The sequence below is a fragment of the Novosphingobium sp. BF6 genome, from assembly GCF_058273105.1.
The window spans coordinates 143,588-163,862 of sequence record NZ_CM177776.1 but is presented as its reverse complement, the minus strand read 5'-3'; the positions used below and the strand labels follow the sequence as shown (position 1 = coordinate 163,862).

The 20,275-nt window shown below is 64.7% G+C and carries 19 protein-coding genes; 10 read left to right on the top strand and 9 right to left on the bottom strand.

Going from position 1 to position 20,275, the window contains the following annotated elements; all coding sequences use genetic code 11:
- Positions 1–9: 9 nt before the first annotated feature.
- Complete coding sequence (locus AC4D6D_RS16195; protein ID WP_491328107.1) at positions 10–771, bottom strand: glucose 1-dehydrogenase; 762 nt, start codon at positions 769–771, stop codon at positions 10–12.
- Positions 772–882: 111 nt separating this feature from the next.
- Between AC4D6D_RS16195 and AC4D6D_RS16190 the strand changes: the two genes are divergently transcribed.
- From AC4D6D_RS16190 to AC4D6D_RS16175, 4 genes are read left to right on the top strand one after another with little or no spacing between them, the layout of a single operon-like run.
- Positions 883–1,677, top strand: a complete 795-nt coding sequence (locus AC4D6D_RS16190; RefSeq protein ID WP_491328106.1) for an enoyl-CoA hydratase/isomerase family protein — start codon at positions 883–885, stop codon at positions 1,675–1,677.
- A gap of 3 nt (positions 1,678–1,680) precedes the next feature.
- Complete coding sequence (locus AC4D6D_RS16185) at positions 1,681–3,207, top strand: AMP-binding protein (RefSeq protein WP_491328105.1); 1,527 nt, start codon at positions 1,681–1,683, stop codon at positions 3,205–3,207.
- On the top strand, positions 3,194–3,994 hold the full coding sequence (locus AC4D6D_RS16180) for an enoyl-CoA hydratase/isomerase family protein (RefSeq protein ID WP_491328104.1): 801 nt from the start codon (positions 3,194–3,196) through the stop codon (positions 3,992–3,994). The genes AC4D6D_RS16185 and AC4D6D_RS16180 overlap by 14 nt, the downstream gene beginning before the upstream one ends.
- A 4-nt stretch (positions 3,995–3,998) precedes the next feature.
- A complete protein-coding gene (locus tag AC4D6D_RS16175; protein ID WP_491328103.1) occupies positions 3,999–5,183 on the top strand; it encodes a CaiB/BaiF CoA transferase family protein in 1,185 nt (394 codons plus the stop codon).
- Between the two features lie 40 nt (positions 5,184–5,223).
- Here AC4D6D_RS16175 and AC4D6D_RS16170 read toward each other — a convergent pair whose 3' ends face one another.
- Genes AC4D6D_RS16170 through AC4D6D_RS16145 form a run of 6 tightly spaced genes read right to left on the bottom strand, consistent with a single transcriptional unit; the run spans position 5,224 to position 10,712 of the window.
- Complete coding sequence (locus AC4D6D_RS16170) at positions 5,224–6,369, bottom strand: epoxide hydrolase family protein (RefSeq protein ID WP_491328102.1); 1,146 nt, start codon at positions 6,367–6,369, stop codon at positions 5,224–5,226.
- Positions 6,366–7,568, bottom strand: a complete 1,203-nt coding sequence (locus AC4D6D_RS16165) for a phosphotransferase family protein (protein ID WP_491328101.1) — start codon at positions 7,566–7,568, stop codon at positions 6,366–6,368. Before AC4D6D_RS16165 ends, AC4D6D_RS16170 begins: the two co-directional genes overlap by 4 nt.
- The gene (locus AC4D6D_RS16160; RefSeq protein ID WP_491328100.1) at positions 7,565–8,536 is read right to left on the bottom strand and encodes a DUF7064 domain-containing protein; all 972 of its coding nucleotides are present in this window, start codon (positions 8,534–8,536) and stop codon (positions 7,565–7,567) included. The genes AC4D6D_RS16165 and AC4D6D_RS16160 overlap by 4 nt, the downstream gene beginning before the upstream one ends.
- A gap of 3 nt (positions 8,537–8,539) precedes the next feature.
- Complete coding sequence (locus tag AC4D6D_RS16155; RefSeq protein ID WP_491328099.1) at positions 8,540–9,364, bottom strand: SDR family NAD(P)-dependent oxidoreductase; 825 nt, start codon at positions 9,362–9,364, stop codon at positions 8,540–8,542.
- 13 nt (positions 9,365–9,377) lie between these two features.
- The gene (locus AC4D6D_RS16150; protein ID WP_491328098.1) at positions 9,378–10,517 is read right to left on the bottom strand and encodes a nitronate monooxygenase; all 1,140 of its coding nucleotides are present in this window, start codon (positions 10,515–10,517) and stop codon (positions 9,378–9,380) included.
- A 6-nt stretch (positions 10,518–10,523) separates the two neighbouring features.
- Positions 10,524–10,712: a hypothetical protein gene (locus tag AC4D6D_RS16145; RefSeq protein WP_491328097.1), complete on the bottom strand. Its 189-nt coding sequence runs from the start codon at positions 10,710–10,712 to the stop codon at positions 10,524–10,526.
- A 321-nt stretch (positions 10,713–11,033) separates the two neighbouring features.
- Between AC4D6D_RS16145 and AC4D6D_RS16140 the strand changes: the two genes are divergently transcribed.
- The 3 genes from AC4D6D_RS16140 to AC4D6D_RS16130 are packed head-to-tail and all read left to right on the top strand — an operon-like array spanning position 11,034 to position 13,353.
- A complete protein-coding gene (locus tag AC4D6D_RS16140; protein ID WP_491328096.1) occupies positions 11,034–12,158 on the top strand; it encodes an acyl-CoA dehydrogenase family protein in 1,125 nt (374 codons plus the stop codon).
- Positions 12,155–12,586: an ester cyclase gene (locus AC4D6D_RS16135; protein WP_491328095.1), complete on the top strand. Its 432-nt coding sequence runs from the start codon at positions 12,155–12,157 to the stop codon at positions 12,584–12,586. Before AC4D6D_RS16140 ends, AC4D6D_RS16135 begins: the two co-directional genes overlap by 4 nt.
- A complete protein-coding gene (locus AC4D6D_RS16130) occupies positions 12,583–13,353 on the top strand; it encodes an enoyl-CoA hydratase/isomerase family protein (protein ID WP_491328094.1) in 771 nt (256 codons plus the stop codon). Before AC4D6D_RS16135 ends, AC4D6D_RS16130 begins: the two co-directional genes overlap by 4 nt.
- Here the strand turns inward: AC4D6D_RS16130 and AC4D6D_RS16125 are convergent.
- Positions 13,340–14,590: a spinster family MFS transporter gene (locus tag AC4D6D_RS16125; protein ID WP_491328093.1), complete on the bottom strand. Its 1,251-nt coding sequence runs from the start codon at positions 14,588–14,590 to the stop codon at positions 13,340–13,342. The genes AC4D6D_RS16130 and AC4D6D_RS16125 overlap by 14 nt on opposite strands.
- Before the next feature lie 14 nt (positions 14,591–14,604).
- Positions 14,605–15,663, bottom strand: a complete 1,059-nt coding sequence (locus AC4D6D_RS16120; protein ID WP_491328092.1) for an aldo/keto reductase — start codon at positions 15,661–15,663, stop codon at positions 14,605–14,607.
- A 269-nt stretch (positions 15,664–15,932) separates the two neighbouring features.
- Between AC4D6D_RS16120 and AC4D6D_RS16115 the strand changes: the two genes are divergently transcribed.
- The 3 genes from AC4D6D_RS16115 to AC4D6D_RS16105 all read left to right on the top strand — a co-directional run bounded on the left by AC4D6D_RS16115 (position 15,933) and on the right by AC4D6D_RS16105 (position 20,256).
- A complete protein-coding gene (locus tag AC4D6D_RS16115; RefSeq protein WP_491328091.1) occupies positions 15,933–18,281 on the top strand; it encodes a TonB-dependent receptor in 2,349 nt (782 codons plus the stop codon).
- A gap of 66 nt (positions 18,282–18,347) precedes the next feature.
- Positions 18,348–19,127 (top strand): enoyl-CoA hydratase-related protein, encoded by a 780-nt coding sequence (locus AC4D6D_RS16110; RefSeq protein WP_491328090.1) that lies wholly within the window; start codon positions 18,348–18,350, stop codon positions 19,125–19,127.
- Between the two features lie 43 nt (positions 19,128–19,170).
- Entirely contained in the window at positions 19,171–20,256 is a 1,086-nt protein-coding gene (locus tag AC4D6D_RS16105) for an NADH:flavin oxidoreductase (RefSeq protein ID WP_491328089.1), read from the top strand.
- The last annotated feature ends 19 nt before the right edge of the window (positions 20,257–20,275 follow it).

Below are 20,275 nucleotides of genomic sequence, written 5' to 3'. Positions count from 1 at the left end.
CGCTTTCCCTCAGATCGCAGTGCCGCCGTCCACCGGAAGACAGACGCCGTTGACGAAGCTCGATTCTCCGGAAGCCAGCCAGAGCACGGCCTCGGCCACTTCCGGCGGCCTGCCGGTGCGCTGCATGGGGATGCGCGCGGTCAGCATCGCCAGCTTGTCCTGCGCCTGCGCGAACCCTGCCTCCACCAGATCGGTCATGACGAGGCCGGGGCAGACGGCGTTGACGCGGATGCCGCGCGCCGCATTTTCCAGCGCGACGCACTTGGTCATGCCCAGCACCGCGTGTTTGCTGCCGTAATAGGCGCTGCATCCCGGACTGCCGCGCAAGCCCGCTACCGAGGCGCAGTTGACGATCGCGCCTCCGCCAGACGCGAGGATCGCGGGCACCTGGTATTTCATCGCCAGCCAGGTGCCGGTGACGTTGATGGCCATGACCTGCTCGAACATGGCGAGTTCGGCGTCCTCGACGAAGGCGTTCACGGTACCGGTGATGCCTGCATTGTTATAGGCGACATGAAGGGCGCCGAAGCTCTCGACAGTGGCCGCGACCATGGCCTCGACCGAGGCGGGATGGGTGATGTCGGCCTGCACGAATGCGGCCGATCCCCCTGAAGCCTTGATTGCTTCCACGGCGGCAAGTCCTTCGGCTTCGCGCCGTCCGGCGATCATCACCTTGGCGCCCTCTGCCGCGAAAGCCCCGGCAGCGGCCAAACCTATTCCCGATGTTCCGCCGACGACGAGGGCCACGCGCCCCGAAAAGCGATTTCGCACATGATCTCTCCCACAACCGCTTCCACGATGACGATACGGATTGCAAATTAAGTTCGCATCATTATCATATGCTGGCAATCAAAATTCCAGAAGAATCCGGGAGGGGTCGAAATGGCAAGCGAATTCACGTCCATCACTTATGCCGAGCAGGGCCATGTGGCGACGCTGACCTTCAACCGGCCGGACGTGCTCAACTCCATGGACGAAGCGATGACGGGCGAGATCGTGTCGGTCATCGAACGACTGCGCCGTCCGGGAAACCTCCGCGCGCTGGTGATCGCCTCGACCGGGCGCTGCTTTTCGGCTGGGGGCAACTTCGACGAGATCCACCGGCTGATCGAGGACTACGACGCCCGCATGGACGCCTATGACAACGGCCGCCGCGTCATTCACGGCATGGCCGAGATCGCGGTGCCGGTGGTGGTCGCGCTTCAGGGCGACGTCTACGGTCTCGGCACTTCGCTGGCCCTGTCGGCGGACATCATCGTTGCCGCGCGCGCCGTTCGGATCGGCGATCCCCACGTCAAGGTGGGACTGGTTGCCGGAGACGGGGGAACGCTGGTCTGGCCCGCCGCTTTCGGCATGCTCAAGTCGAAGCGCCACCTGCTGACGGGCGATCCGATCGGCGCGGAAGAAGCCTACCGCCTCGGCGCCGTCAGCGAGCTTGTCGACGAACCCGATCAGGCCTTGCCGCTGGCGCAGGAACTGGCGGCCAAGATCGCCGCACTGCCGCCGCTGGCGGTGCAATATACCAAGCGTGCGCTCAACCATTCGATGCAGCGCGCCGCGCTCGACCATTTCGAGTTCGCGATGGCGCTGGAGCAATATGCGATGACCAGCGAAGACCTGAAGGAGGCGCTCGCGGCGCTGAAGGAAAAGCGGGAAGCGCGCTTCGGGAACCGCTGAACCATGCACCCGCGCGACCATATCGGCCGGGAAGACGGCCGACCCGCGATCGTCATGGCAGGCAGCGGCGAGACCGTGAGTTTCGCGGATCTGGATGCCCGTGCCAACCGCGTCTCGCAGCTCCTGCGCGCTTGCCGGTTGCAACCGGGAGACCGGGTGGCGCTGTGGATCGACAATTGCCCGCAGTTTCACGAGATCGCCTGGGGCGCCTACAATGCCGGCGTGCTGTTCGTGCCGATCAGCACGCGCCTGAAGGCCGACGAAGCGGCCTATATCTTGCTCGACAGCGGTGCCGCGCTGCTGTTCGCCTCGCCGGACATGAACGTTGCCGGAGTTTCGTCGCTGCTGGGCGGCGAGGTGGAAGTGCTGGTGTTGGGGGGCAGTTACGACCGCCTTGTCGCGCGCATGCCGCAGGTGCCGATCCCCGACGAGACGCGCGGCTGCGCAATGGTCTATTCGGCGGGGACGACCGGGCGGCCCAAGGGAATCACCCCGCGGTTGACCCCAGCGCCCGTCGGCGAGCCGCATGAACTGACCCGGGTTCTGGTCGACCGTTTCGAACTGGACGAGCGGACCGTCTACCTCTCGCCCGCGCCGCTCTATCACACCGCTCCGCTCAAGTGGACGATGGCGGTCCAACAGGCGGGCGGCACGGCAGTCATCATGGAGAAGTTCGACGCCGCCGCGGCGCTGCGCGCGATCGATGCCTACGACGTGACCCACAGCCAGTGGGTCGCGACGATGTTCGTGCGGATGCTCGATCTGGACGAAGGCCGGCGCGGCGTCGCCAATCGCGCGCATCGCTTTGCCATCCACTCCGCCGCGCCCTGTCCGGTGCCGGTCAAGGAGGCGATGATGGCCTGGTGGGGGCCGATCCTGCACGAATACTACGGCGGTTCCGAAAGCGTCGGGCAGACCGCGATCGGCCCGGAGGAATGGCTGCGCAAGAAAGGCTCGGTCGGCCGGGCGACGCGCGGGATCATCCACATACTCGATGAGGAAGGCCGGGAGCTGGGGCCGAACGAGACGGGCCTCGTCTACTTCGAGGGCTGCGGAGGCTTTACCTACCACAACGACCCGGAAAAGACCGGCCGCGCTTATGACGCGCGCGGCTGGGCGACGTTCGGCGATATCGGCCATCTCGATGCGGACGGCTATCTCTTCCTGACCGACCGGCGCGACTACGTGATCAATGCCGGCGGCGTGAACATCTATCCTCAGGAGGCGGAAAACCTGCTGGGCACGCACCCGGACGTGCTGGATGTCGCGGTGTTCGGGGTGCCGCATCCCGAATACGGGGAGGAAGTGAAGGCGGTGGTCCAGACCCGCGACCCGGCGCGGGCGGGCGCGGACATGGCCGAGGAACTGATCCGTTTCTGTCGCGCGCGCCTGGCGCACAACAAGTGCCCGCGCAGCATCGACTTCGAGGAAGATATGCCGCGCGAACCCACCGGCAAGCTGCTCAAGCGCCTGCTCAAGGCCCGCTACTGGCCCGCTGCCGCCTCAGGAGAACACCGTGTCCGAGTCTGAACTGCTCACGCATTTTGCAGAGGGCATAGCCCGCATCACGTTCAACCGTCCCCATGCCCGCAACGCGCTGACGCCGGGCATGGTTCGGGGCATGATCGATGCCCTGCGCGAATGCGAGCGCCGCGCCGACATTCGCGTGATCCTGCTCAGCGGTGCGGGCGATCACTTCATGGCGGGCGGCGACGTCAAGGCTTTCGCCGCCTCCGCCGATGCTTCCCCGGACGCGCGCCGCGTGCAGTTCGAGGAACTGGCGCTGGATACCCTGCCGCTGTTCGCGCTGATGGAGCGGATCGCCAAGCCGATCGTCGCCAAAGTGCGTGGCGCCTGTGCGGGGGCGAGCGTCGGCTATGTCGCCGCCGCAGACTTCGTGCTGGTATCCGAGACCGCGCAGTTCATGGTCGCCAATGCCGCGATCGGCACCAGCCCCGACGGCGGAGCGAGCTGGCACCTGCCGCGCATCGTCGGCCTGCGCATGGCGAAGCAGATGTGCCTGCTGGGCGACCGGCTGAGCGCGCAGGACGCGCTCGATTGCCATCTCGCCAACTGGCTGCATCCCGATGCCGAACTGGATGCGGCGGCCGAGCGGTTGCTCCGGCGATTGGCCGACGGCGCCACCGTGGCCCTCGGGCAGGCCAAGCTGTTGCTCAATGCCGCGCCGGGGCAGGGGCTGGCCGACCAGCTTGCACTGGAAGCGCAGGCCGCAGGCCTGTGCTGCGGCACGCGCGACTTTGCCGAAGGTGTCAGCGCTTTCGTGGAAAAGCGGCTCCCTCAGTTCGAAGGACGATAGGACGATGACCGGCATACTGGAAGGGATCAGGATTCTCGATGTGACCCGCTTTGTCGCAGGCCCCGCGGCCACGGCGCTGATGGCGGACCTCGGCGCGGACGTCATCCGCATCGAGGCGCCCGGCGGCGCGGAAGATCGTAGCACGCTGCCGTTTCGCGACGGCTTCCACGGCGGCGTCGGCTTTACGCAGCTTGGCCGCAACAAGCGCGGCATCTCGCTCGACCTGTCGTGCGAGAAGGGGCGCGCGGTGTTCGACCGGCTGCTGGAGACGGCGGACATCGTCGTCGCCAACCTGCCGCGCCGAACGGCGGCGTCGCTTGGACTCGATTACGAGCGGATGGCGGCGATCAAGCCGGATATCATCTTCGTTCACATGACCACCTTCGGCAACGACGGCCCTTATGCCGACCGGCTGGGTTTCGATGCGATCGCGCAAGTCATGAGCGGGCTGACGCATATCTCGGGAGAACCGGGCAAGCCGATGAAACACAATTCGGCCTGGGTCGACATGAGCACCGGCTTCCTCGCCGCCTTCGGTGCACTGGCGGCGCTGCACCACCGTGACCGCACCGGCGAGGGGCAGAAAGTGGAAGCCAACTTGCTGCAGACGGCGATGACGGTGGGCAATTACTTCCTGTTCGACCAGTTCTTCAACCGGACGGACCGCATCGGCACCGGCAATCGCGCGCAATCGGGCGGCCCTGCCGACCTTATCCAGACGCGCGACGGCTGGGTCTACATGGTCGCGCTGGGCGATCCGATGTTCCGGCGCTTCATGCGCATGATCGGACGGGAAGACCTGCTCGCCGACCCGCGCTTCGCCAACGACGAACTCCGCGCGGAAAACGGCGCGGCTCTCAGCGAAATCGTGACCGAATGGGCGCGGGGCTACAGCAATGCCGAAATCCTGCCGGTCCTGGAGGCAAACCGCATCCCGGCAGGCCCCTTGCTCACCCCGCAGGAAGCGCTGGACGATCCCCATGTCCGTGACCAGTTCCTTGTCGAAGTGCCGGTGGAGGGGCTTCCGCGTCCGGCGCCCTACGTGAAACCGCCGGTCACGTTCAGCAAGACGCCCGGCACGATCCGCAGCGGGCCGCCGCGTCCGGGCGAGCATGGAGACGCCGTGCTGCTGGAAGCCGGTTTCAGCATGGCGGAAATAGCGGACTTGCGGCAATCGGGGGTGATCTGAGAGTTCCGCCCCGCGCCCCGATGGGCGCGGGGCGGAACTCTCAGGCGCGCAGGCTGCGCATGGCGGCCCGAACTTCGTCGACGAACAGATCCGGCTGTTCGAACGCTGCGAAGTGGCCGCCTTTGGCCGCGCGGTTCCAGTAGACGATGTCGCCGAACACACGTTCCGCCCAGCGGCGCGGGGGGCGGCGCATGTCCGCCGGGAAGATGCTGCAGGCCACGGGCAGGGTAATGGGGGCATTGCCGAAGGCGCTGCGGAAGCTCTCCCAGTAAAGGCGGGCCGACGAGGCCGCGCTGTTCGTCAGCCAGTAGAGCATGATCGTGTCGAGCATCGCGTCGCGGCTCAGGGCCTGTTCCGGTTCGCCGCGATGGTCGGTCCAGGCGTGGAACTTCTCGTAGATCCAGGCCGCCTGCCCGACCGGGGAATCCGCCAGTGCATAACCCAGCGTCTGCGGGCGGGTGCTCTGCTGGGTGGAGTAGCCGAGGCCCGACTGCTTGTGCGCATCGGCCGCCTCGCGCGCCTCGCGCGCTTCCGGGTCCGCGTAAGTCTCGTCTTCCGGCGGGAAGCAGACGACCATGTTGAGATGGATGCCGACAAGGCCGGGAACCTGCTGCACGGCCATCGCGCGGGTAATCGCCGAACCCCAGTCACCCCCTTGCGCGGCGTAGCGATCGTAGCCCAGCCGCTGCATCAAGGTGCCCCAGCCGCGCGCGATCCGCTCCACCGACCAGCCGGTTTCTTTCGGCTTGTCCGAAAGGCCGTAGCCCGGCAGCGAGGGGATGACGAGGTGGAAGGCATCCTCGGCCCTTCCGCCATGGCGCGTGGGGTCGGTAAGGGGGCCGATCGTTTTCAGGAATTCGAGGAAGGTTCCCGGCCAGCCGTGGCTCAGGATCATCGGCATGGCTTCTGGATGCGGCGAGCGGACATGGAGGAAATGGATGTCCAGACCCTCGATCCCGGTGCGGAAATTGGGCCAGCCGTTGATCTCCTGTTCGCACCGCCGCCAGTCGTAGTCGCGCCGCCAGTACTGCACCAGCGCGCGCAGCTTTTCCAAAGGGACACCCTGCGACCAGTCGGCGACGGTTTCGCGCTCCGGCCAGCGGATACGGTCGAGGCGATCCGCCAGATCGTCCAGCGCAGCCTGGGGAATGTCGAGGGTGAAAGGCCTGATGCTCTCGTCTGTCATGTCCGGATATCCAGTCTGTCGAGCAGGTCGCCGAGGCGGAACAGGGCCTGGCGCCGGTGCCAGCGGGCAAGTCCGAAGCGCACGTCGTCGAAGTGCCCTTCCTCCAGGTTGCGCACGGCCTTGTGACCCATCACCCCCAGCCGGAGCTGGCCCCAGAGCAGATAGAAGTCGAGCTGGGGGGCGGGTGGCAGCCAGCCCCCGGCGGCGTGATAGGCGGATAGCCAGTCGGCGAAGCTGTCCATGCTCTGCGCCGCGTAATAGAGGTAGGCGAGGTCCGCCGCCGGAGTGCCGACATGGGCGAACTCCCAGTCGAGCACGGCCGCAACCCGGTCTCCATTGACCAGCATGTTGTTGTAGTTGAAGTCGTCATGCGTCAGCGCCGGGGGGCCTGAGGCGAGGTGGCGGTTGCGATTGATCCAGTCGAAGCAGGCATCCATGATCGCGTTGGTTTCGTCCAGAGCGTGCCAGTCCTCACGATAGTCGCGAAACTGCGCCGCGAAGAACGCATCGCCTTGCGGCTGGTCGGCGCGGGGCCAGTCGTCCACCGGAACGGCATGAATCCCGGCGAGGCACCGGGCGGTATCGGCCAGAAGTGCCGGATTGCGGCCGGGAGGCACGTAGATACTACCGACCGGCGCGCCTGAAGCCCGTGCGAAGACGATGAAGGGATCGCCGATGATCCCGCCCGTGGCCTCCAGAGCGAAGGGCTGCGGAATCCGGGCACTCTGATTCCACAGCAGTCGTAGCGGTCCCCATTCGTCGATGACGGTGGTGCCGAGATAGTTGTTCGCGCTGCGGTCCACCCGCAAGGCGAGTTCGGCGGGAAGGGTTTTGGCAGCCTCCAGCGTGACCAGCACGGTCTTCTTCGACATGCCGCGCGACACGGTCTGCGCCGAGCGGATGCGGATCGCGCCTTCGCCGGGAACCGCGCGGTTGAGAAAGTCCGCCAGCGCCTCGCGGTCGAGCGCATCGTCGGTGGCGGTGCGTGGGCGCGGGCGGCGTTCCGCCAATGCGGCCGCCTCGAAGGCTTGCTGGTATCCGGTTTCATCGGCAACCGAAGCGCGGGGATGGCTCAGCGCTTCGTCGGCGATGATCTCCCCCAGCAGGACGGCGATGGCGTCCTTGGCGGCGGCATCCGCCTCCAGCCGCCCTATCGCATCGCGCACGAGCCGAAGCTGGTTGGCAGTCCCAATGCTCATGCGTAATGCCCTCCGAGCAGCGAGCTGCGACCGATTTCAACCAGACCTTCCCCTGCCTCTCCGGTCTCGATCAGGCGCAGGGGGCAGAAGTTCTCGACGATGTGGAACGCGGTCTTGCCCGCGGGGGCCTCGGAGACGAGCGGTACATGGGCGAAACGCGCCGCCACGTCGCTTTCGATGGTGTAGCGGTTGCCCAGCATGTCGGTCACGTCATGGATCAGCTTCTCGCACAGGCCGTCGGCCATCTCGCCTTCGCTGCGCACGTCGATGCGGCGCAGGGCACGCGCGCCTTCCGCGTCGACGACGTAGCCCTCCTTGGCAACCATTTCGGGGCGGTGGGTGGTGGAGATCGTCTTGATGCCGAAGCTGCGGTCGGGGAAATTGAAGCCGCACCAGTTATGCGTGAGGCCGCTGGAATCGCATCGCATGACCCAGCTGTGATCGCGGTAGCCGCTGCCCGAGATGGCATGTTCGCTGCCGTCGGGGAAACGGACCCGCCCTTCGGCATGGAGGGCCTGCTGCTGATGATTGTACGGCAGGTTGAGACCCAGCGTCATCACTTCCTGGAAGGAAGGAGCCGGATTTCCGGCGCTTCGACATGCCGCGTAATCGAAGGTCTGCTGGCGCGCGGTGAAAACGAGGGTCAGGTCGATTTCCGTCGTTTTCAGGGCCAGTTCAAAGCGTTTGTGCGGCTCTGCGAAATGAAGCGACAAGGCGCCGTCGCCAATGGTGCGCGACAGTTCGAAGGTGTTCGGAAACGCTGTCGCATTGGCATAGCGGAGCGACCGACCGGCCGCTTCGATGTTCGCCGTATAGCGGGCACGGTCCTGACCGGGTTCGTGGTTGAAGTGGATAGCCGCAAAAGCACCGGATTGCGGGGCGATCAGGATGAAGAAGTAATTTTCCTTGTAGCGCAACTGCGCGAAGGCGGGGATCGGATGGGGCAGGTCGTCATGAATGGTCGTCATCGTTCATTCGCCTTCCGGAAAATCGGCGAGGGGCGCGATCGCCTCGCTTCGCTGGAGGTCCGCCAGCTTGGTGTGCAGCGCGGCCGTCACGGTTTCATGGGAACGCCCGCCCAGCAGCAGGCGGAGCGGCGGATCGCTTCCCAGCACGGCGTCGACGATCATGCGGGCGCCGCGCAACGGATCGCCGCGTTGCTGCCCGCTGCTGGCGGCGGCGGCACGGCGCTGGGCGACGGCGGATGCATAGGCGGCGACTTCGGTGGCGGGGGTGTCCAGCGACCGTCCATAGAAGTCGGTTCGGAACGGCCCCGGCGATACGATCATCGCCTGGATTCCGAGGTTCGCCGCTTCCGCCGCCAGTGCTTCGGTCATGGCTTCGAGCGCGGCCTTGCTCGCGCAATAATAGCCGGAACCGGCAAATCCGCGCGCCCCGGCGGTGGAGGAAACGTTGACGATGAAGCCCGATCGCCGCGCCCGCATATGGGGCAGTACGGCGCGCATCAGGGCCGCGGGACCGAAGACGTTGGTGTCGAATTGACGCCGGACAGCGGCTTCGTCGGCTTCCTCTATGGTCGAGAGCAACCCGTAGCCCGCATTGTTCACCAAAACGTCGATGGCGCCGAAGCGGTCGATCGCCGCAGCGACGGCCGCATCCACGTCGGCCGCACGGGTGACGTCCAGTCGGACCGGAAGCAGGCGAGCCGCGTCGCCGGGCGCGATATCCTCGATCCGCCGCGCGGCGGCGATCACCCGATCGCCGCGTGCGAGGATCTCCTGCACGAGCGCGGCGCCGATGCCTGCCGATGCACCGGTGACGAACCACGTTTTCACGGCCTCTCGCCCCTCACCCTGCTGTCCAGCCGCGCATGCGTTCCAGCGCGTCGGCGAAGTCCTGCGTGAACTCCTGCACGACCGTGCGCGCGGACTTCACGCAGGTGACGAGGCCGATGCCTTGCCCCACGCCCTCGGTCAGCACGGCGCGGGCCTTCTCGTTGCCGCCATCCACCGCCTTTTCCGCCAGTTGCAGCGCACGATTGGTCAGGATATGCTGGAACGGCATGGGCAGCGGGCCGGGGTTGCCGGGCGTCTCCCAGGCGTCGTTCCAGGCCGATCTGAGCTGGCGCGCAGTCTTCCCGGTCATCGCGCGCGAGCGCAGGGTATCGCGCGAACTCGCTGCCAGCAGCTTTTCGCGGACAGCCGGGTGCACGTCGCTTTCGGGCGTGGTCAGCCAGACCGAGCCGGTCCAGACGCCTGCCGCGCCCATCGTCATGGCTGCCGCCATCTGCCGCCCGGTGGCTATGCCGCCCGCGGCCAGAACGGGAATATCCCGGCCCGCTTCCTCCAGCATGCGGACCACTTCGGGCAAGAGGACCATGGTCGAGATCTCGCCGCAATGGGCCGCCGCTTCGGTGCCTTGCGCAACCAGCACGTCCACGCCCGCCTCGATCTGGCGCAGGGCGTGGTTTTTCGAGCCGATCAGCGCGCCCACCGGCACACCGGCGGCCTTGCACTTCTCGATCATGAAGGCGGGCGGCTTGCCCAGCGCGTTGACGAAGAGACGGATGGGGTGCCGCAGACCCTCATCCACCATGCGTTCGGCGGTGTCGAGGTAGTGGCTGATCTCGCGGTCCTCGTCCGCATCGACGTGCATCGTGGTGTCGATGCCGTGACGGGTGAGAAATTCGTCGACGAAACGGCGGTGCCCTTCAGGGATCTGGGCTTCCAGAACATGGGTCGTCATGGCGGTTTCGTCGCGGTCGGCCATGTTCTCGGGCACGGCGATGTCGAGGCCGTAAGGCTTGCCGTCGACATGGGCGTCGATCCAGTCGAGTTCGATCTTGAGCTGGTCCGGCGTCATCTTGCCATTGGTCGCGCCGAACACGCCGAAGCCTCCCGCACGGCTGACGGCGGCAACCACGTCGCGGCAATGGCTGAATGCCACCAGCGGAAAGTCTATGCCGACCATTTCACAGAAGCGGTTCATCGTATTCTATCTCCATGACGGCATGACGATGGACTGATGCGCCGCGTTCGGGCGGCAGGCCGGAGACGGCGCCGGGGGCGGGCTGAACCGGGGGGCGGGCGCGGCCTGAAGGTGGCCGTCGATCTGGACGAAGCGGGCGCGAGCCATGAGATGCGCATCGCCGACAAGTTCGCCGCTGGCGAGAACGGACGCCACGCAGGCATCGCTGCCGAACCGGCCGATCCATTCGTCGCCCAGCCTTCCGCCACGCCGGGTCGGTTGGGCTCGATCACGGCATCGGCCTTTCCGGTGAGCCGCAGCACTGTCTCCACGACTTCCGCGCCAAGGTCGGCAAGCAGGATACCGCAAATACGGCCCCGGTCCCGGACCGGCGAATTCCAGGACGCGCAGGCCGCTCAACGGACCTTGTCTGTCACTCATAGAATCGCTCTCCCAGTCGCAATTTATGACTCGACCAATTTAGATCGCAAGCATATTATCTGCATCATAACGAAATTGTCGAGGAAGAGCAGACATATGGCGCGCATGGGGTACAGTGCGGAGCATGAAGCATTCCGGCACACGGTAAGGAGTTTTCTGGACCGCGAGCATGAGCCCCGGTTGACGCATTACGAGAAGATCGGCGGGCTTGACCGGGACTTCTGGAAGCAGGCGGGAGCAGCCGGATTGCTCGGCCTTGCGCATACCGGTGAGGGCGATTTCACGTACTACGCGATCATGGCGGAAGAACTCGGCCGTACGGCGGGAAGCGCCACGACGGGCAGTTCGCTGATGGCGGATGTCGCGACCTATATCCTGATCGGGCACGGCACGTCGGAGCAGCAGGACAGATACCTTCCCGGCATTCTGACCGGGGAATGGACGCAGGCAATGCCACTGACCGAACCCGGCGTGGGCAGCGATGCGACGGCCATCGCCGCCACCGCGACGGTCGATGGTGACGACTACGTTATCAACGGCGAGAAGTATTTCATCTCCAACGGCGCCAGCGCCAATTTGCTTTATGTGGTGGCCAAGACCGACCCGTCGAAGGGCGGTCGGGGCATGAGCGTCATCATCGTCGAGGCGGATACGCCGGGCGTGACCCAGGCGAAGATTCCGATGATCGGCTGGCGTCAGGGCGATACCGGTGCGCTGAATTTCGACGATGTGCGCGTGCCCCGCAGCAATCTCGTCGGCGTGGAGGGCGGTGCGATGAAGATCCTGATGGATACCTTCCTGGAGGACCGCATCCAGATCGCCGCGCGTTGTCTGGGGGCGGCATCGAAGGCGCTTGAGCTGACGCTCGACTACGTGAAGCAGCGCAGGGTGTTCGACCAGCGCGTGATCGATTTCCAGAACAGCCAGTTCATGCTTGCCGATTGCCGCGCCGACATCCGCATTACCGAGACGATGGTGGACACGGCCATGATGCGGCTTCGTGAGAAGGCGTTCACGTTCGAGGATGGCGCCATCCTGAAACTCTGGGCCACGCAGATGGAGGGCCGCGTGCTCGACCGCTGCGTACAGCTTTTCGGCGGCGCCGGGCTGATGGACGAAAACCCGATCGCCCGCATGTGGACCGCCGCGCGTATCCAGCGCATCTACGCCGGAACCGACGAACTCCAGAAGGTCGCCATCGCGCGGGGCATGCTGGCGTGACCGCGGAGGAGATCGCCGGTTTCGCGCGCCGTTATGGCGACGCCTGGGCAAATCCGGACAGCGAGGTGTTCGTCGCGCTGTTCGCGCCGGATGCCACCTACCGCGATGAACAGGTCGGGCGTTACAGCACCGGTCATGGGCAATTGCGCGACTTCCATGCGCATTTCGTCTCGGCCATTTCCGACATCCGCATGGAGTTTCCCCGTGCTTTCGGCGCGGGGCAGGACTTGTGCCTGGAATGGACGTTTTCCGGCCGCCAGACCGGACCTTATCATGGGCGCCCGCCCACCGGCATTGCCTTCTCGGGTAAAGGGGTGGCGGTGATGCGGCGGAGGGCGGACGGTCTCATCGAATCGGTGATCGACTACTACGACGGCAGCGCCGTAAGAACGCAGCTGAGCGTGGATGACACGAAAGGGCAGGGATGACGGTCAGGATTGAACGGCAGGATGCCGTTGCGGTTATCGTACTGGACCGGCCGCAGACGAAGAATGCCGTGACGGACGAGATGCGCCGACAACTCTGGGAGGCCTACGAAGAGGCTGCGATCGATTCCTCGGTGCGCGCTGTCGTACTGACGGGCGAGGGCGACGACTTCTGCTCCGGGGCGGACGTGGGCTCGTTCGGCGGGGGCGGCATGAACGGGTCGCTGGGCCGCATGCATGAACTGGGACGGATCACACGCGCCATCTATCACCTCAAGAAGCCGACGATCGCGGCGGTTCCCGGTATCTGCGCCGGTATGGGGTGGGGCATGGCGCTCTGCTGCGACTTCGTCTTCGCGTCGGAGCGTGCGAAGTTCGTCCAGATCTTCCGCAACGTCGCGCTGGCACCGGACGCTGGCTCGGTCTGGCTGCTGAACCGGCTGGTCGGTCCGATGCGGACCAAGGAACTGTGTTATAGCGGGCGTGTCGTGCGCGCCGAGGAAGCACTGGCTCTGGGGCTGGTGCTGGAAATCCGGCCGCCCGAAGACCTGTTGCCGCGCGCGTTGGCGTTCGCGCGCGATCTGGCCGAAGGGCCGGGGATTTCCATCGGCCTTGCGAAGCGGCAGGTCGATTTTGCCGCGACGATGCCCTTCGACCAGTTCCTGGAGGCGGAGCACATGATGCAGCCCGTCGCGAGCCGGTCGGAAGATCACGCGGAAGGCGTCGCCGCCTTCCGCGAGAAGCGCAAGCCTCGTTTCAGGAGCACATGAGGTCAGGCTGCCCGCGCGCCACCAGGCGGCGGGCATGAATGAACATCAGCCCTGAGACCAGGCATGTTCCCAGGCCCACCATGATCGCATAGCGCAAGCTGTCCGCCCCGTAGACCGGCTTCCAGTGATCGCTCAGCGCGCCCACCGCAAAGGTGGTGACGGCGCCTCCGATGATCGCATTGGCGCAATTGGAGATACCCGCTGCGGTCCCGCGGGTGCGCGGCGAACAGACGGCCTGACAGGCGGCGGAAAAGCACGGTGAGTAGAGGACGCTGACGCCCGTTCCCAGGAACGTGGCGGCAAGGGCCCATCCCTTGGACGGGGCGAGGAACACCAGCATGTAGAGCGGAAACAGGCTGAAGCTGTTCCAGATCGAGAAGCGGATCAGCGCGTCGGTGCCCTTTTCCGCCAGCCGGTTGCCGATCCACCCGCCGCCGATCATTCCGCAGGCCATGCCGCTCGCCATCAGCGGGCCGAAGATGAGGCCGACTTCCTGCACGCTCATGTCGTGGCTGCGAATGAAGAAGCTGCCCATCTGGTTGACCAGTCCGATGTTGACGAAAGTGATGACCGAGCCTGCCGCGATCAGCCAGACCAGCGGGCGATTGCGCCAGACTTCTCCGAACGTGGAGCCTTGCGCGTCGTCTGCATCGCGTGGCTTTGCGGGACGGGGATCATGGCCCTTGCGCAGGATCAGGATCGCCAGCAGGAGGCCGGGCGGGCCTGCCACCAGAAAGGCCGGTCGCCATCCGTATGCAGAGGCTATCCAGCCTCCGATCGTCCATGCCAGCAGTATGCCCACCATGCCGCCAGCATAGAAGGTGGCCATGGCCAGCGGTCGCTTGCGCGGTGGATAGCTGTCACCGATTAGCGACATGGCGGCCGGGACGATGGCGGATTCGCCCGCGCCCACCGCTGCGCGGGCAAGGGCAAGCTGCGGGAAACTGCCCGCGAAACCGCAGACGATCGTGAACACGCTCCATATCCCGAGCGAACCCGCCACCAGCCGGGGGCGGTTGAATCGGTCGAGCAGCCAGCCGCCCAGCATTCCCAGAATTCCGTAGATCAGCACGAATGCAGTGCCGGTCAGCAGGAATAGCTGGGTGTCGGAGAGCCCGAATTCCGCTTTTACCGGTTCGGCGACTACGGCGATCATCAACCGGTCGACATAGGCCAGGCAATAGGCCGCCGCGAGCAGGGCCAGCATCGTTCGCGGGCCTTTGGGCTGCGTTTCCATCTCGGTTCGCATTGTCAGCGCGCCGACCGGGTGAAGCTCTGGCCGTTTACCGTCAGGCCGGAATACGTGTTGGCGACGGTCATCGGCAGGAATTCGGCAGGGAAGTTGAGGCGTGGCTTCGATACGGAGTCCAGCCGGGCGATGACATCGGGAGCAAGAACGATTTCCAGCGCATCGAGATTGCTTTCCAACTGCGAAAGCGTGCGTGCGCCGATGATCGGGGCGGTGACGCCGGGCCTGGCCAGCAACCACGCCAGCGCGGCGCTTGCGGGAGAAATCTCCTGCTCATTGGCAATGGCTTTCAGCGCGTCCACAACATCGAAGGCATGGTCGCTGAAATGGCGTTCGAGACTATTGGCCCTTCCGGGGGATTCCGCCTGCCGGTTGTTTCGATCGTATTTGCCGCTGAGCAGTCCCGATCGCAGCGGAGACCACGGCGTGATGCCCAGGCCCATGGCCTGCGCCATCGGCACCAGTTCGCCCTCGACCGTGCGTTCGAGCAGGGAATATTCGATCTGGAGGGCGATGAGCGGCGTCCAGCCCCGCAGCCGCGCGATGGTCTGCGCTTCGGCCACTTGCCATGCAGGGGTATCGGAAAAGCCGATGTAGCGGACTTTCCCCGATCGGACGAGGTCGTCGAGCGCCGCCATCGTCTCCTCGACGGGCGTGAACGGGTCGGCCCAGTGCTGCCAGTAGAGATCGATATGGTCGGTTCGCAGTCGCTTCAGCGAGGCTTCGCAGGATGCCATGATGGCTCGCCTGCTGGCGCCGCCGCCGTTGGGATTGCCGGGCTGCATGTTGCCGCTGAACTTGGTGGCGATGACGATCCTGTCGCGCCGTGCCGGATCGGCGGCGAGCCAGTCGCCGATGATGGTTTCCGAGTTGCCGCCTGTGTAGATGTTCGCGGTATCGACGAAGTTGCCGCCGCGACCGACGTAGGCGTCCAGTATCCCGGTGGCGTCGGCGGGGCTACTGCCGAAGCCCCATTCCGTACCGAACGTCATGGCACCCAGGCAGAAGCGGCTTACTTTCAGACCCGACCGGCCCAGTGTCACATAATGATCCAGGGGCATCCTACCTCTCCTTGATGTTTTCCTTTTTCGGGTGGTCGCTCAGGGGAAACCGAATCGCGCGGTGGGAAGCGGCTGGTTGTATTGCTTATCTGTTTCCCGGCAGTGGCCCGGACTGCAAAATTATCAATAAAATCACTTTATATCAGCTACATGGATAAATTTCCCCTTTGGGTTTGCAATCCTCTGAAATTTGTTCATCATGTATATAGTCAGCGAGCGTATCGAACTGACATATATAATCAATAACAATTACTACTTTGGGGGATGTGATGAACCGGCTCAAGACCGTGCACGCCTTGACTCTCTCAAGTTGTCTGGCGGGGTTCACCCCGGCGCTGGCAGAGGAACAGGGCAATCAAGCGGCCGCACCGCAGGTCAATGTGGGTGTGGCGGAAATCATCGTGACGGCCAACCGCCGCGCGCAAAACCAACAGGACGTGCCTGTCGCGGTCAGCGCCGTGACAAGCGAACTGGCCCAGAAGCTGGGCGTGTCCGATATCGCGACACTGACCAACGTCGTGCCGGGCTTCACGTTCAACCGGCAAAGCTCCGGCGCCCAGCCTTTCATTCGCGGCGTGGGCAACCAGTCGGCGACGATCGGCAACGAGCCTTCGGTCGCGATGTTCGTGGACGACGTCTACATCCCGACCAGCAATGCGGCGATTTTCGAGTTCAACAATATCGATTCCGTCGAAGTGCTCAAAGGCCCGCAAGGCACGCTGTTCGGCCGCAACGCGACGGGCGGTGTGGTTCACGTCCATACCCGCGATCCTTCGCTGACGGAGGCCAGCGCGAACATCGAGCTTGGCTACGGGAATTATGAAACCATTACGGCAAAGGCGCTGGTGAACCTGCCGGTGACGGACAGCGTCGCGTTGAACGTCGCGGCCTATCAGGTCAACCAGGGCGATGGCTGGGGCCATGATATCTACACGGGTGACGATCTGTTCACCCGCCGCGCCTGGGGCATTCGCGGCAAGCTGCTGTTCGAACTGGGAGACCGGACCCAACTGCTGCTGTCGGGCGGCTACAATTACCAGAAGGGAACGGCCGGCATGTCGTTCCGCACCGTTGAAGGCTTCGCGGGCAGGGCCGGCATCACCCCTGAACAGGCTGGCGCCGGATTCTACGACGGGATGACGGGCATCGGGGACTACTACAAGGCGAAGTTTGCGATGGGTTCGGCGAAGCTGACCCATGACTTCGAGGGCGTTCGCTTCGTCAGCATCACGGCCTACACCGATACCAAGAACCCCAACCATTACGACATCTCGGCGCATCGCGGAAACCTGACGGCCGACTATCGGCAGGAGGAATGGGCCTTCACGCAGGAAGTTCAGTTGCTTTCGCAGGAATCCTCGAAGCTGCAATGGATCGTCGGTGCTTTCTACCTCAAGGATGCCGCGCTGTTCGACGGCGTGTTCACGGGAACCGGTCCGGCGGCAGGAACGGTGAATGGCGGCGCCAATCTCGGCCCCGCGATTCCGGTGGGACGCTATTCCAGTTCCCATGCGCGGCAGAAAACCGAGTCCATCTCGGCATTCGGGCAGGCCAGCCTTGAAATCCTGCCGGCCCTTACCGCTACGCTCGGCTTGCGCTATACTTCGGACAAGCGCTCGATCGGCTACAATGGCGGGGCGTTCGGCATAATCGGTGGGGCGGAACTGCTGGCTTCCGGGCCGTTTCCGGACAGCCGCCGGTTCAACAAGCTGACCGGCCGCTTCTCGCTGGATTACAAGATCAATGACGATGTCATGATCTACGGTGCGTTCAACCGTGGTTTCAAGAGCGGTGTCTATTCGACTTCGAGCTACAACAGCAGCACCAGAGGCGTGATCGCCGCGGTGCTGCCGGAAACGCTCGACGCGTGGAGCGCGGGTTTCAAGAGCGAGTGGTTCGATCGCATGGTCCGCTTCAATGCGGAAGGTTTCTACTACAAGATCAGCAACGCGCAGTTGCAGAACAACCTGACCAACCAGGCAGGCACCGAAATTCGCAATGCGGGCAAGTCGCGCCTCTACGGGTTCGAAGCCGAGCTTACCGTTCAGCCTACCGCCGAACTCACCATCATGGGCAGCGTCTCGGTGGTCGATGGCAAGTATACCGAATTCTCTGGTGGGCCGACCTATTTCCCTCAGGCCCCCAATGCACAGATCCCGATCCCGCTGGGCTGCGCCAGCAATCCGATCATCTTCCCACCCGGTGGCGGGGGGCCGATCTATCCCACGGGTGCCGGCACACCGCTGCTTCCGGTTCCGGGCGGGTGCGATCTCAGCGGGAACAAGACGCTGCAAACGATCCCGTTCTCCAGCAATGTCAGCGTGATCTACTCGATCCCGCTGCCCTCGGGTTCGGTGGATCTCTCGGCCAACTGGCTGCACACCGACCCTTACTATTTTGAACCGGATAACAATCCCTATATCCGCCAGGGCAAAGTGGATCTCTTCAACGGAGCGATCACCTGGAACACCGGCACCGGTGTGGGCATCCGGCTTTGGGCCAACAATCTGACGAACAAGAAGTATTACTCGTACATCGCGAACAGCGGGTCGTCCGGGGTCAAGGGCTCGCCCGCCGCGCCGCGCACTTATGGGGTAACGCTCACGGGCAGCTTCTGAACGACGGGGGGGCAGGGGGCGCCTTTGCCGGGCGTCCCCTGTTTCGATCATCATGAGGGATTGAGAATGCAGTTTGTCGCCGTCAGACGGGAAGGATCGATCACCACCGTGACGCTGAACCGGCCCGAGGCCATGAATGCCATCACGATCGAGATGCATCGCGAATTACAGGCTGCGTTCGACGATTTCGCGGCAGACCCCGCGCAGCTCGTCTGCGTGGTGACGGGAGCGGGAGAACGGGCATTCTGCGCCGGTTCCGACCTCAAGGCCGCCGCGGCGAACGGCTTGCCCGCAGAGTACCCCCGCAGCGGCTATGCTGGTCTCATAGAGCGGTTCGATTGCCCCAAGCCTTTCATCGCCGCCGTCAACGGCGTGGCGCTTGGAGGGGGGTTCGAGATTGCCCTGGCATGCGACATCATCGTCGCTTCGGGCAATGCCAGTTTCGGCCTGCCCGAACCGCTGGTCGGTGCGGTCGCGCTGGGTGGCGGTCTTCACCGGCTGGCCCGCCAAATCCCCTTGAAGCAGGCCATGGGCGCGATCCTGGCCTCGCGGCGGTTCTCCGCAGCCGACGGCCTGCGCCACGGCTTCGTCAACGAAGTCGTTCCGCCTGCCGAACTGGCGATTGCCACAAGGCGCTGGACCGACGACATTCTGCGCGCCTCCCCGGTGTCGGTTCGTACTTCCAAGGCGGTGGTCAACCGGGGGCTGGGGGAAGATTCCGTGGAAACCGCCATGCGCTGCCAGAAGGACTACCCGGAATTCGTCGCCTGGCGCGCCAGCGAGGATATCCGGGAAGGCCCGCGCGCCTTCGCGGAAAAGCGTATCCCGGTCTGGACGGGACGCTGACATGCGCAGTCGGCTATATCATCAAGTCGCAGGAGTGAACGACGTGTCCGCCAGCCTTGCCGATCCGATCAGCTTTCCCCGAGGTCCGGACTGGCGCAATCGCATTGCGCTTGCCCCGCTGACCAACTGGCAGAGCCACGATGACGGCACGCTTGGCCAGGACGAATACGATTTCCTGACCAAGCGCGCCGACGGCGGCTTCGGACTGGTAATGACTTGCGCGGCTGCCGTGCAGCGCAGTGGCATTTCCTTTCCCGGACAACTGGCTGTCTATTCCGACGATCACATCGCGGGGCTGGCCAGACTGGCGGAGGGTCTGCGGGCGCGCGGTGCGGTATCGTCGGTCCAGCTTCAGCATGCCGGGTCGCGCAGCAATCCCGAGATCAGCGGCGAGCAGGCGATGTCGCCGTTCGCTTACGCCAAACGGAACGTTCGGGCGATGACCACCGCGGAAGTGGAACGGCTGATCGAGGACTTCGTCTCTGCGGCAGTGCGCTGCGAGAAGGCCGGTGTCGACGGTGTCGAACTCCATGGCGCACATGGCTATATGCTGTGCCAGTTCCTCAATGCCGAGGAGAACCTGCGGGACGACGGTTTCGGTGGTTCCTACGAGAACCGGACCCGCATCTATCGGGAGATCATTTCGGGCATCCGCGCCGCTACGGGACCGAACTTCCAGCTCGGCGTGCGCCTGTCGCCGGAGAAGTATGCCTATGGCACCGGCGAGGCCGTGGCCTTCGCGGAAGAACTGCTGTCCGGCGGTCAGCTCGACTATCTGGACATGTCCTTGTGGGACAGCTTCAAGCTGCCCGACGATCCGCTGTATCATCCGGCCCGGCTGGTCGATCTCTTCGGGCGGCTCCCGCGCGGCAATGGCACCCGGCTTGGGGTTGCCGGGCACATCTTCTCGGCCAGAAACGCGAAGGACTGCGTCGACAGTGGTGCCGACTTCGTCTTCTTTGGACGCGGCGCGATCCTTCACCATGACATGGCGCGACGGGCTCTGGAGGAACCGGATTTCGTGTCCAGGGCATTCCCGGCAACGCGTGCCTATCTGACGGAGCAGGGAGTAGGACCGGCGTTCCAGACATATCTCGCCACGGGCTGGGCCAACTATGTGGCGGATTGAAACGCGGGATGTGCGGGGC

What these genes read in the sequence shown, in the direction of transcription:
- AC4D6D_RS16115 (WP_491328091.1), top strand. Translation starts at nt 15,933, where the DNA reads ATGAACCGGCTCAAGACCGTGCACGCCTTGACTCTCTCAAGTTGTCTG.
- AC4D6D_RS16175 (WP_491328103.1), top strand. Translation starts at nt 3,999, where the DNA reads ATGACCGGCATACTGGAAGGGATCAGGATTCTCGATGTGACCCGCTTT.
- AC4D6D_RS16125 (WP_491328093.1), bottom strand. Translation starts at nt 14,590, where the DNA reads ATGGAAACGCAGCCCAAAGGCCCGCGAACGATGCTGGCCCTGCTCGCG.
- AC4D6D_RS16185 (WP_491328105.1), top strand. Translation starts at nt 1,681, where the DNA reads ATGCACCCGCGCGACCATATCGGCCGGGAAGACGGCCGACCCGCGATC.
- AC4D6D_RS16165 (WP_491328101.1), bottom strand. Translation starts at nt 7,568, where the DNA reads ATGAGCATTGGGACTGCCAACCAGCTTCGGCTCGTGCGCGATGCGATA.
- AC4D6D_RS16140 (WP_491328096.1), top strand. Translation starts at nt 11,034, where the DNA reads ATGGCGCGCATGGGGTACAGTGCGGAGCATGAAGCATTCCGGCACACG.
- AC4D6D_RS16160 (WP_491328100.1), bottom strand. Translation starts at nt 8,536, where the DNA reads ATGACGACCATTCATGACGACCTGCCCCATCCGATCCCCGCCTTCGCG.
- AC4D6D_RS16190 (WP_491328106.1), top strand. Translation starts at nt 883, where the DNA reads ATGGCAAGCGAATTCACGTCCATCACTTATGCCGAGCAGGGCCATGTG.
- AC4D6D_RS16120 (WP_491328092.1), bottom strand. Translation starts at nt 15,663, where the DNA reads ATGCCCCTGGATCATTATGTGACACTGGGCCGGTCGGGTCTGAAAGTA.
- AC4D6D_RS16170 (WP_491328102.1), bottom strand. Translation starts at nt 6,369, where the DNA reads ATGACAGACGAGAGCATCAGGCCTTTCACCCTCGACATTCCCCAGGCT.
- AC4D6D_RS16110 (WP_491328090.1), top strand. Translation starts at nt 18,348, where the DNA reads ATGCAGTTTGTCGCCGTCAGACGGGAAGGATCGATCACCACCGTGACG.
- AC4D6D_RS16150 (WP_491328098.1), bottom strand. Translation starts at nt 10,517, where the DNA reads ATGAACCGCTTCTGTGAAATGGTCGGCATAGACTTTCCGCTGGTGGCA.
- AC4D6D_RS16130 (WP_491328094.1), top strand. Translation starts at nt 12,583, where the DNA reads ATGACGGTCAGGATTGAACGGCAGGATGCCGTTGCGGTTATCGTACTG.